This is a genomic window from Streptomyces sp. CA189, from assembly GCF_056428985.1.
Map to the genome: position 1 here is coordinate 1 of NZ_JBWJVM010000137.1, position 12,356 is coordinate 12,356.

The window sequence follows — 12,356 nt, forward strand, 5'->3', positions numbered from 1 at the left end:
GCTCGGTGAGGTTCGCACCCCCGAGCTACCAAGAGGCCCCGCCTTCATGTCCGCACCACCGCAAGATCACCCGACCAGGAACCTTGTTCGACCTGCACGTTCCATGATCGGTACGACAACGGCTTCTTACCTCTAGCAGGGGTCAGCCCCTTGCCCAGACGCTGCTGCCAGGCGAAGCCCAGGGGTCCCGTCGCCCCCGCTGGGGTCGCCCGCAAGCTGCCGGACGGTACCTGATGGAATGTGTCTGACCTGCAGAGATATGAAACAAGGGGTGGGGTATTTCATGAGGTTTCAGATAAGACGACTACGGGCGCTCTGCGCCGCGATGGCAACGGCGTTGGTGCTGGCGGGGGCACCAGCCGTGCTGGTGGGGGTCGCTGCGCCGCAGGCACGGGCGGCCGTGTCGCCGGGCGACGGCCTGGCGCTGACTCCGCCGATGGGCTGGAACGACTGGAACACCTTCGGCTGCGATGTCTCCGAACAGCTGATCAAGGAGACAGCCGATGTCATCGTCTCCTCGGGTCTGAAGGGTGCCGGCTACGAGTACGTGAACATCGATGACTGCTGGATGCTGCCGGACCGTGACGCGCAGGGCCGTCTGGTGCCCAACCCGCAGACGTTTCCCAGCGGCATCAAGGGTGTCGCCGACTATGTGCACTCCAAGGGCCTGAAGCTGGGAATCTACGAAAGCGCCGGCCGGTACACCTGCGCGCCCATTCCGGGCCGGCCGGGCCGGCACTTCCCGGGAAGCCTCGGCCATGAGCAGACGGACGCCGCGAGCTTCGCGGCCTGGGGCGTCGACCTCCTGAAGTACGACAACTGCAGCAACGACAGCCTGCCGGACAAGCCCCGCTACCAGGCGATGCGTGACGCCCTTCGGGCCACCGGGCGGCCGATCCTCTTCAGCCTCTGCAACTGGGGACTGGCCGACGTCGCGACGTGGGGCGCGGACACGGGCCACATGTGGCGGACCTCCGACGACATCTTCCGTACGTGGGACTCGATCCTGTCGAACTACCGTGCCAACGTGCCGCTCGCGCCGTACGCAGGTCCCGGCGGATGGAACGACCCGGACATGCTCCAGGTCGGCAGAGGCCTGTCCTACACCGAGGACCAGGCGCACTTCAGCCTCTGGGCCCAGATGGCGGCTCCGCTGATCGCGGGCAACGATCTGCGCTCGGCTTCGGCCGAGACGCTGTCCATCCTCGGTAACCGTGACGTGATCGCGGTCGACCAGGACCCGCTCGGCAAGCAGGGTGTACGGATCTCCTCCGTCGGCGGGCTCGACGTCCTGGCCAAGCCCCTCGCGAACGGCGACGTCTCGGTACTGCTGTTCAACACGACGGCCACCCCGGCAACCATTTCCACCACGGCCGCCAAGGCGGGCCTGCCCGAGGCCGCCTCGTACACCCTCAAGGACCTTTGGGCGGGAGGCACCACGTCGACCACGGGCGTGATCTCCGCGCAGGTGCCGGCCCACGGCACCGTCATGTACCGGGTCTCCGCCGCCGTGGCACCCAAGGTCTCCCTGACCGCTGCGGGCAGCGGAGGCGCCCCGTGGACCCAGACCGGCGACCTCGCGTCTGGCGGGTTCACGTCCGCGTGGGGGCCGTCGGAGGGTTCCGGGATCACTCGCCTGACGAGCGTCACCGCAGGTCCGCTGGTTCACGAGTACGCCGTCGCCGGGGGCCGGGTCCACGGCCGCGACCTCGACACGAGGACCGGCCGCTGGACCGCGTGGGCCGAACTCCCGGGCGGTGCAAGCGGGGTCCGCGACATCACCGCGGCCATCGTCGACAACGTCGTCCACCTGCAGATCACCGGCTGGGACGGCGGACTGTGGACCCAGACCGGCGACTACAACGCCGGCCGCTTCAACCCCACGTGGACACAGGCGGGCCCTGCCGGAGACCTGACGAACCTCACCAGCGTGGCCTCCGGCACGACGGTCCGCCTCTACGGGGTCGCATACGGCCGTGTCTACGGACAGGACCTCGACACCACCACCGGGCGCTGGAGCGGCTGGGGCGAGATCCCGGGCAACGCGACCGGCGTGCGCGACATCACCGCGGCCGTCATCGGAAACACCGCCCACCTGCAGATCGTCGGCAGCGACGGAACGCTGTGGAGCCAGGCCGGCGACTACAACGCCGGCCGCTTCAACCCGACATGGACCTTGGTGGGAGGTTCCGGGCTCTCCCGCGTGACCAGTGTCGCGGCCGGCCCCCGCATCCACGTCTACGCCACCGCCGACGGCCGAGTCCGTACTTCGGCCCTGGACACGGCCACCGGCACCTGGTCCGCCTGGAACGAGGTTCCCGGCAACCTGACGGCCACCGCAGACCTCACCGCCTCCACCACGCACTGACACCCGGTCGCCGGGCACAGGCGCCATGCTGCGCCAGTGCCCGTCGACAGGTCATGTGAGGATCCCAGTCCGTCCCGCCGCCAATGGCGGGACGGGCAGGCTGCTGACGGCGACGGGCGCCGTCGGAATCAGCGAGGTCACCAGCCGTGGATACTCTCTCATCCGCCGGCACGATGCCGCGGGAACCGACCAGTCGCCGTTGCTGGCATTGCCACGGGTCCGGGGTACGGGTTCACGCACTTGCTCGACTGGATCACCGCTAAGCTCTGCCTCCTCTGCCGTAGTTCCCAGCGATCTGGGGGTTAGGTCCGGGCGGTGCGCGGCTGTGCAGGCGGTGCACGGTTGTGCGGGCGCGCGGACTGATCTTCCCCGGGGCCGGAGCGCGTACCTGGGGTGCAGCGGGGCCGGAGGAAGATTCCGCCCGCAACGACGACCGCCTCCTGTCCTCCCCGCAGGGAGGACAGGAGGCGGTCAGTCACGTCAAGCCGTTCGCTTGTTCGTGCGATCCAAGGGGATCGGGGGCGTCAGGTTCCGCTGGCGACCTTGCCGAGGTTGATCCAGCCGTTGCCCTTGTCGCCGCCATTCCAGGCGTAGACGGTCGCGCTGTTTCCGGCGCCGGCGAGTACGTAGTCGGCGTGCGTGTCGGCGTTGAAGTCGACGAACTGCACCTTGGTCTGGTCGGTGGTCAGACCAGTCGCGATCTGTCCGACAACGTTCCAGCCGTTGCTCGGTACGACGTCGCCGCCGCGGTTGATGTAGAGGTCTACCTTGCCGTCGGCCTTGATGATGAAGTAGTCGGCCTTGCCGTCACCGTCGTTGTCGGCGAACCGGACCCTGTTGCGGTCGCTGGTGGCACCGGTGGTGATCTGGCCGAGGACCTGCCAGCCGTTGCTGGGGACGAGGTCGCCACCCCGGTTGAGGTAGGCGGTCACTGCACCGCTGTCGTTGAAGACGAGGTAGTCGGTGCGGCCATCGCCGTCCCAGTCCGCGAAGCGGACCTTGCTCGCATCGGTGGTCAAGCCCTTCGCGATCTTGCCGATACTGTTCCAGCCGCCGTTCCCGTCACCACCCTGGTTGAGGAAAGCATTGACGGATCCGTCGGTGTTGATGACGAGGTAGTCGGCCTTGCCGTCGCCGTCCCAGTCCGCGAAGCGAACCCGGCTGCGGTCTGTGGTCATGCCGAGGGCGACCTTGCCCAGGCCCTGCCATCCACCGCGGCCGTCACCACCACGGTTGAGGTAAACCTCGACGTTGCCGTTGTCGGCGACGTTGATGTAGTCAGACTTGCCGTCGCCGTCGAAGTCGGCCCAACGGATCCTTTCGCTGCCGCCAGCCTCATTGGAAGCGGCAGAGCGGCGCGAGATCAGCGAAGTGATCCAGGTACCGAGGTTGTCGGTGCGTGCGGCGATGGCGCCGGTGCGGGTTTCGGCGGGGTTCATGCCGAGGCAGCCGCCTTGCCAGGAGCGGCTGTTGATGCCGACGAGTTCGCCGGCGGCGTTGAGGAGGGGGCCGCCGGTGTCGCCCTTGCAGATGGCGTCGGTGCCCTTGCCGGTGATCGCCAGGGTGGTGGCGGCCGCGGAATCCGTGGTGAATGTGCCGGTGTGTGCCTTGTCGGGCACCCATTCGGTCTTGGTCCGCCCGAATCCGGCCGCGGTCAGGTCGGTGCCGGCCGTGGGTGCGGTGGTGGCGAGCTTGACGGGGGCGATGTCGGTGACGGCGGTCGCCAGGCGGGCCAGGACCAGGTCACGGTCGGTGGCGCTCGCGGAGACCTCCACGACCTCGCGGGTCTGGCCGATGAACGTGGCGGTGGTCTTCAGCCCGGGCTTCCCGGCCACCACCGGATCTCCGGGCTTCGCCGCGAGGCAGCTGGCGGCCGTCAGGACCCAGCGCGGATCGACCAGCACCGCGGTACAGGCACGGCTGCTGTCCTCCTCGCCGATGTTCAGCTTCGCGAGGTACGCGTACGAGCCGGCGGCGGCATCAGGACCGGCAACGGCAAACGCCGTTCCGGCGGACGGGAGCGATGCGGCCACGGCGGCCGCTGCGACGAGGACGGAGGCCGTCCGGACAGTACGGCGACGTTGGGAAGACATGTGGGTCCTTCAGGAGAACGGAATGGTGACGCGAAGGGAACGGCCCGGGGGCCGGCGCCGTGTGCCGGGGACTGCCCGGCACACGGCCTCACTCATGCGGTACTCACGTGGTGGTGCTGCTATCCGAAGGTGCCGGAGGCCCAGAGGGCGCCGCCCTTGCCCTCACCGCCGTCCTTCTTGTAGACGACGAGGTTGCCGTCGCTCTGGAAGTGGAGGTAGGCGCCGGCGTTGCCCGGGGTGTTGGTCCACCACATGGCGCCGCCCTTGCCTTCGCCGCCGTCCTTCTTGTAGATGACGAGGTTGCCGTCGGCCTGCATAGACAGGCGGGCTCCATCACCACCGGCTGCCCAGGAACTCCACACCGTCTTGGCCTTGTTCTTGTCCCAGACGAGGAGCTGGCCGTTGCGGTCCATCAGCAGGACCTTGTTCGGGGAGTCGGCCCAGAACCCGACGTCGTGGTTGGTTCCGCTGTTCGTCAGGGCGCTTCGCTGGAAGGTGCCCGAGGCCCAGAGGCCACTGCCCCAGCTCTCGTCGCCACCCTTCTTGTAGACGACGAGGTTGCCGTCGTTCTGGAACCGCAGGTAGGCACCGGCGTTGTTGTAGGTGCTGGAGGCCCAGAGGGCGCCGCCCTTGCCTTCGCCGCCGTCCTTCTTGTAGATGACGAAGTTGCCGTCCTCCTGCATGACGGCATACGCACCGGCGTTGCCGTAGGTCCGGGAGTCCCAGATCCCCGCGCCCTTTCCGTCGCCACCGCTCTTGTGGTAGATCACCATGTTGCCGTCGGCCTGCATGGACAGCTTCAGGTGCTGGCCGACGAGGGTGGTACCCGACTCGATGACCTGCCCCGGCCGGATCCGCAGCGCGTCGATGCTGGTGGTGATCCAGGTAGCGAGGTTGTCGGTGCGTGCGGCGATGGCGCCGGTGCGGGTTTCAGTGGGGTTCATGCCGAGGCAGCCACCCTGCCAGGAGCGGCTGTTGATGCCGACGAGTTCGCCGGCGGCGTTGAGGAGGGGGCCGCCGGTGTCGCCCTTGCAGATGGCGTCGGTGCCCTTGCCGGTGATCGCCAGGGTGGTGGTGGTGGCCGCGGAGTCCGTGGTGAATGTGCCGGTGTGTGCCTTGTCGGGTACCCATTCGGTCTTGGTCCGCCCGAATCCGGCCGCGGTCAGGTCGGTGCCGGCTGCGGGGGCGGCAGCGGCGAGCTTGACGGGGGCGATGCTGGTGACGGCGGTTGCCAGGCGGGCGAGGACCAGGTCGCGGTCGGTGGCGCTCGCGGAGACCTCTACGACCTCGCGGGTCTGGCCGGTGAAAGTGGCGGTGGTTTTCAGCGCGGGCTTCCCGGCAGCCACCGGATCTCCGGGCTTCGCCGCGAGGCAGCTGGCGGCCGTCAGGACCCAGCGCGGATCGACGAGCACCGCGGTACAGGCACGGCTGTTGTCCTCACCGCCGATGTTCAGCTTCGCGAGGTAGCCGTACGAGCCGGCGGCGGCATCAGGACCGGCAACGGCCAGGGCCGGAGCGGCAGAGACCAGGCTTGCCGAGACCGTGACGGCGGTGAGTAGGAGGCCGGTTGTCCGTGCGGCACGCGAACGGGGTGCAGACATGTTTCTTCCTTCGGAACGGGACACCGGCACGCGCGAACGAGGTCGTGCGCACGTACCGAAAGGTGGGAGTGGGCGATGCACGCAGATCCACGAGGGCACTGCCATGCGGGTGCTACTGGGCGGCAGCGGTCCTGATCTCCATGAGCATGAAGTCGCGGCCCTCCGCGTCCGCGCTCTCGCCAACTCCGGTCCACTTGTTCTTGGCGATGTCGAACGTCTTGCTTTCCGCGCCAGCGGTCATGTCGACCTGCGTGGCGTAGTTGTTGCCCTTGACCGCGTGGACTGCGGGCATCTCCAAGGCGAGGTAGCCGCTGGTACCGGTGACGCGGAAGCAGATCACATCTCCACGCTCCCGGGACATGACCTGAAGCAGGTCGGTCCCGCTCGCGCAGTCGGCGAGGACGATGTGCCCGTCGCCGCGCTTGAGGGTGATGCCCTGCTCCGCGAGGATCTTGTCGGCGTTCGGGTAGCCGAAGTCCTCGACCGCATAGCCCGGGCCCTCGTCGGCAATCGCCTTCATCACCGTGGCACCGTCTGGGATGGACCCGCCCGTCAGGCCCCCCGCTGTTGCGAGCCATGCCAAAGCGCCCGCGCCAATGGCCACACCAAAAGTTCGCGCAATTGCGCTAAGTGCCTTCATTACTGTCCCAGTCGTCAGTTCCGGTGCGAATTCCGGAAAATGCGTCAGCGGGAGTGAAGGTCTTGATTAGACCAACAGGATATGTGCTCGCAAATGAGACAAGTATCCCCGAGAGCCCCCCGCCCTCAGCGAAATTATCACCATTCATCCCATGCGGAAACAGCGTGCATTGGGGTGTTGAGGTGACTCAATCAGAGGCTAGAAGCCGCTGTTGATCACCCACATAGGAACACCTCATCAAGGTGTCTGTCCAATGGTTAAGTTGCTCAAATGGGACAAAAAGGCAGGCCGGTGAGTGAGGCGGGTCACATCTTGAAAAGGTTGTAGGGCGTTCGGAAAAACTTTGGACGAGGTTCTGCTGTTTTCCTCCTCGCCGAATCCGGCTGGTTCTCGATGGTGTCCAACGCGCCATTTCCTGTATAAAGTCACGGAACGCATTCCCACGCTCCCACTCGACTCCCTTGCGGTCTGGGAGCAACCGCGCAACCCAAATGTCTCTCTTTAGCCTGGCGATATGCCATTCCCCGTCCGGTGGTACACAGCCGGAATGCGCGAGTCCGCCAGGCGCCTCTTCCGAAGGAACGTTATGGACACCACCTATTGGAGTAGGCGGCGCGTTCTGGCCGCGGTCGCGGCCACCACGGCCGCCGTCACCACGTCCAGCCTCGTGCTCAACCCCACGGTCGCGTGGGCCGATACACCCCCGGCGGGCGAGGATCCCGGCGATCCTTTCCTGCTGCCGGACACCGAGCGGGCGAAGGTGGTCAGGGCATGGCTGGTGGGTGGCAAGGCCGTTCGCGCCGCCGCAGCCGCCGCATTGGCCGGCTCCGACGCCGACGTGCAGACCTTCCTGACCGTGAAGCTCGCCCAGGAGACGGCGCAGGACGAGCGCTCCGCGCTCCTCGCCGGCCTCGCGGTGGGCGGCAAGGGAACCCGGCGCGAGGCCACCGCCGCCCTCAACGGCGGCGCCGCCGGCGTCTCCGCGTTTCTCTCCGGGGGCTTCAAGGCTGCCATCCTGGAGGACCTGCGGGTCGCCACCAGCACGGTGATGGCTTCGGGCGGCAAGGGCGTCAACCGGGCCGGCAACAAGGCGCTGACCACCGGTACCTCGGAAGCACTCGAAGCGTTCCTGATGGACGGCCAGTTCACGGCCCAGTTCGAGGACATGCGCGTCGAGGCATCCAAGATGCTGGTGAGCGCGGGTCCGGAAGTGCAGAAGTACGCCGACCGGGCCCTGTCCGGCACCGAGAAGGACATCGAATGGTTCCTGGAGACGGGTCAGCACATAGCCCGCGCCCGTGACCAGGAGCGCTCGAAGATCGAGGAGCTCGTCGCGGTCGTCGAACGCGAGGGGAAGCGCGCCGACGCCAAGACGAAGCAGGCAGAGGAGGCCTCCGCCCGCGCCGTCGCGGCGGCCGAGAAGGCCAAGCAGGCCGCGGAGACCGCGGCTGCGGAGGCGCAGGCCGCCCAGAACGACGTCGCGAAGGCCGGCAAGGCCGCCGGCAAGGCCGCCGAGGCCGCGAAGGGTGCGGCCGACGCCGCGCGGGTGGCCACCAACGCCTCCCACGCCGCGATCCTCGCCTCCCGGCGCGCCGCGTACGCCGCCGCGGCGGCCAGTCAGGCCGCGGCCACCGCCGGCTCCGCCGCCGCGATGGCCTACCGCGCTGCCATCTCCGCCTCCAAGGACGCCTCCCAGGCCTCTGCGGCCAAGGACGCCGCCGTCGCCGCCCGCAACGCCGCGGCCAGGGCCCGCAGCGCGGCCCAGGCCGCAGACTTCGCCGCCACCGCCTCGGCCCAGTCCGCGGCCGCCGGCGCCTCCGCCGCCGGCGCGGCGCGCGCCGCCGCCTCCGCGGCCAGCTCCTCCGCGGCAGCCGCCAACGCGGCCGGCGCGGCCCAGGCCGAGGCTGCTGAAGCCCGCCGCCAGGCGCAGATCGCCACCAACAACGCCAACATCGCCACCAACGCGGCCGGCACCGCCCAGACTCTGGCCAACGCCTCCGCCACGGCGGCCCGTACCGCCCGGGACGCCGCCAACAGCGCCGCCACCCATGCCGACAAGGCCGCGACCGCCGCCGAGTGGGCCGTTCAGTACGCGGGCCAGTCGGTGGACCACGCCAACAAGTCCACGGAGTTCGCCAACGAGGCCAGCAAGGCCGCGAAGGCGGCCACCGACGCGGTCACCAGCGCGATCGCGGTGGAGAAGGCCGCGCGCGAGGCCGAGTGGCAGCGCCTCGACCAGGACACGCAGCGCGCGGTCGAGGACATGCGCCAGATCAGCCAGGCCGAGGCCCGTGAGCGGGCACTGATCGAGCTGAAGCGGACCCAGGCAGAGCAGACCACCCAAGCGACGAAAGACCTGGTCAACCAGGCCGAATCGGCCTTGCGGTCGGGCGACACCGGAGCCGCCGCCGCCCTGGGCCGCAAGGCGGCACTCGCCCACATGGACGCCAGGGGCTCCTGGTCCCAGGAGGCCGCCCGGTTCGCACTGTCCGGCGCGGACGCCGACATTCACACCTGGATCGACACCGACCGGCAGATCGCACAGCGCCAGGACGACCGGGAGACCACCCTCTTCCTCGCCCGGATCGCCCCTCCGAAGGTCGCCTTCGCCGCGACCGCCGCGCTCAACAGCTCCGACCCGGAGGCCGCGGCGACGTTCCTCGGCGGCGGTGCGATCCAGGCCGCGATGACGGACAACCGCGTCGCGCTCTCCACCCTCCTTGCCGAGAACCCCGGCCGGGCGGTGAAGGACGAGGTCAACAAGGCGCTGGACGCCGGGACCGCCACAGCCCTGTACGAGTTCATCACGACCTCCTTCGAGAAGGCACAGCGGGAGGACGACGGGGTGGCCACCTCCACCCTCCTCGTCACCGGAGGCCCCTACACCAAGGCCTACGCACAGGTCGCGATGGAGGGCCCGGCGTCGATGCGCCGCAACTTCATCCACTCCGTGCAGTACAAGTCCGCTCAGCTCGACCACGATTCGGCCACCCACATCGCCGCCATGCAGGGCGCGATCGCCGCGGCCGCGAAGATCGCGCACAAGGCGCAGGAGGACGCCCACCGCGCCCAGGAAGCCGCGGCCAGGGCCCGCAACGCCGCGAACGATGCGAACGAGTGGGGCAACAAGGCGAAGGCGTCGGCCGCTTCGGCCCTCGTCTCCGCGAACGAGGCGAACACCTTCGCGAACCAGGCCGACCAGTCGGCCCAGAACGCGAAGGCCTCCGCGGACAAGGCGAAGCAGGCCGCCGCCGTAGCCACCACCGCGGCCCGCTCGGCGAACTACTCCGCGAACCGCGCCATAGCGTCCGCCCGTAGCGCGGTCGCCTCCGCCACCGCCGCTCAGGCGTCCGCGGCCTCGGCCCGCTCCTCCGCCGTCCAGGCCGGAAAGGACGCCGCCACGGCGGCGATCGCCGCGAGTTCGGCGCGCCAGATCGCGGTCAGCATGCGGCAGACCGAGGTCGCGCTGGAGGCCAAAAAGGCGGCCGAGGCCGCACAGGCAGCGGTCCAGAGCGGAGCCAACCAGGCCGACGCGCCCGAGCACGACACCGTCAAGGACGACTCCCCTTGGTGGACGACCGCAAAGGGATGGGCCACCAAGTCCCACGAAGCGGCGCTCTTCACCGGGTGGACGGCAGTGGGTCTCGGCGTCACGGGTCTGGCAGCCGGGGCCTTCGTTGTCACGGCCCCCGCCGCCCCGTTCCTCGCAGGTCTGGCCCTCAGCGCCTCCCAGGTCACGATCGGCCTCGAAGTGATCAGCACGATCTCGACGGGAATCGGCTACGGCTGGACCAGCAGTGAGTTCAAGAGGTCCCTGGGTATCACCGCCTTCAGCGCTCTGACCTTCGGCGTGGGCAGGGTCGCCGTGAACGCCGGGCGCTCGCACCTCGTCGCGGAGATCTCCGCAATCGGCGGCGAAGCCGTGTCGAACATCGTCAGTTGGCTGTTCGGCGGGCACCACTGAACCTGAACCGGTAGGGGCGCCCTCGGATCCGTGCGGTACGCGAGCCTTCGGGCACTCGTACCGCACGGTACGCACCGCTCCTGCGCGTCCGGCAGGGCCGATGGTTACGCCAAACAGGCAGCCCAGTTCCTCAAGGACGTCGCTATGACCGTGGGAGTTCTCGCTTCTATGTCCGGGGTGTTTCTCGTTTGGTTGTCCGGGGTCAGGGCGGGGCGGTTCGGTGGGGACTTGTTCTACAGGTGTCGGGTTTCGGGTGGGCTGGGTCCTGCTGCGTCTGGACAGGTACTGAGGATCGGTTGGTCACTGGGTGAGGATCGCCTGGTCAGTTGGGCGAGGGTTCTCAGTCCCTCGAAGCCGTGTGGGCGCGCACCGAGCAGGACCTGCCCCGTGCCTTCGCCGCTCTCGACGCCGGCAGGCTCTTTGACGAGCCCGAGCACCACCCGGTCCTGCGTGGCCTCATCGACCTGCACTGGGTCCGCTCCTACTTCTACCGCGGCACCTTCGACCGGATCTACACCGACTTTCCTGCCCGCCCAGCCTCCATCCGTACCGAGGCCTTGAGCCCCGAGCCTATCCATAACTAAAATTGAATCATTTCGGGAGCGGCCGCAAGGCACCCCCGCGTGGTTCTGCTGCTGGGACGACCGGAGTCGGCGTGGTCGGGGGAGATGCCGGTGCTTGTTCTAAATCGCTGCTGGCGGGGGCCTGGATGGCGGCTGTAGCGTCCGGTAGATGATCAATCAGGGATGGCGGGCAGCGATCGGCGCGGTGGGGGCGAGTGCGCTGTTTTGGGGGGTGGCGGGGGCGACTCATCTGGGATATGAGGGGCACGGCCGGGCCAGGGGCGGGATCAGTTGGAGTCTGCCTGAAGGTGGTGGTGGGTATGAGTTCGCCATGCTGGCCGGGTTCCTTTTGACGCTCTACTCCGCGCCCGGGTTGCTACGGCGTAAAGCATGGTGGCCCTGCCTCAGCTTGAGCCTCGGCTCTGTAGTGGGTGCCGCCTCGGTGCTGACACTGGGCCAGGGGACGAGGTATTGGATTGCTGCCGCAGTCATGACCGGGCTCGGGATCGTGTCACCGCTGGCGCATCTGTTTTGGGGACGGCATAACCCGATCCAATAAGGCAGCCTCAGCCTGCGAAGCAGGCCTGGTGCTGGAGGCGGAGCCGGAAGGACCATGAGGCGGGGGAGTGAAGCGGACCCGCCCAATGGACCGTAGGCCCGCACCCAGCGAAGAGGGGTCACTCAAGCCCGCGGAGCGGGCCGTCCGGGTGAAGTGAAACTGCGATGTGCCGGGTTGGTGTCAGTGGGGTGCTGGCAATGACGGGCTGTCAGGCGAAGCCTGCTATTGCTGCCAGCAGGGCCCGCGAAGCGGGTCGTGCGCCTGAAGGCGGAGCCGGAAGGCCAGGGTGGGGGAGCGCAGCGGACTCACCCAACGGGCCGAAAGCCCGGACCCCGTGAAACGGGGTCACCTACCCGAGCGAAGCGAGGAGAGCTCCAAGGCCGGGCGAAGCCCGCCCCGCTCTGGTGGAGCGCAGCGGAACCAGAGCAAGTCCGAAGCGAAGCGCAGGACTCCGGCCCGAAGGGCCGGCCATGGCTCGGAGCGAAGCGCAGAGCCTGGGCCCGAAGGGCCCCGGGCGAGCGCAGCGAGGTCGTTCGGTCCTGAGCGCGCAGCGCTCAGGTACCCGCTC

At 68.6% G+C, this 12,356-nt stretch carries 6 protein-coding genes; 3 read left to right on the top strand and 3 right to left on the bottom strand.

Annotation, left to right across the window (positions count from 1 at the left end):
* Window positions 1-283: 283 nt before the first annotated feature.
* On the top strand, window positions 284-2,368 hold the full coding sequence (locus AC061S_RS43475) for an alpha-galactosidase (protein ID WP_478691412.1): 2,085 nt from the start codon (window positions 284-286) through the stop codon (window positions 2,366-2,368).
* Window positions 2,369-2,892: 524 nt separating this feature from the next.
* Here the strand turns inward: AC061S_RS43475 and AC061S_RS43480 are convergent.
* From AC061S_RS43480 to AC061S_RS43490, 3 genes are all read right to left on the bottom strand, one after another.
* On the bottom strand, window positions 2,893-4,461 hold the full coding sequence (locus AC061S_RS43480; protein ID WP_478691413.1) for an FG-GAP-like repeat-containing protein: 1,569 nt from the start codon (window positions 4,459-4,461) through the stop codon (window positions 2,893-2,895).
* Window positions 4,462-4,580: 119 nt separating this feature from the next.
* Complete coding sequence (locus AC061S_RS43485; RefSeq protein WP_478691414.1) at window positions 4,581-6,062, bottom strand: trypsin-like serine protease; 1,482 nt, start codon at window positions 6,060-6,062, stop codon at window positions 4,581-4,583.
* 112 nt (window positions 6,063-6,174) lie between these two features.
* Complete coding sequence (locus AC061S_RS43490; RefSeq protein ID WP_478691415.1) at window positions 6,175-6,702, bottom strand: hypothetical protein; 528 nt, start codon at window positions 6,700-6,702, stop codon at window positions 6,175-6,177.
* 586 nt (window positions 6,703-7,288) lie between these two features.
* On the opposite strand from AC061S_RS43490, the gene AC061S_RS43495 reads away from it, so the two are divergent.
* Together AC061S_RS43495 and AC061S_RS43500 are read left to right on the top strand one after the other, a co-directional pair.
* Window positions 7,289-10,666: an ALF repeat-containing protein gene (locus tag AC061S_RS43495; protein WP_478691416.1), complete on the top strand. Its 3,378-nt coding sequence runs from the start codon at window positions 7,289-7,291 to the stop codon at window positions 10,664-10,666.
* A 326-nt stretch (window positions 10,667-10,992) separates the two neighbouring features.
* Window positions 10,993-11,250, top strand: coding sequence for a hypothetical protein (locus AC061S_RS43500; RefSeq protein ID WP_478691417.1), 258 nt, complete (start codon window positions 10,993-10,995; stop codon window positions 11,248-11,250).
* Window positions 11,251-12,356: the final 1,106 nt, after the last annotated feature.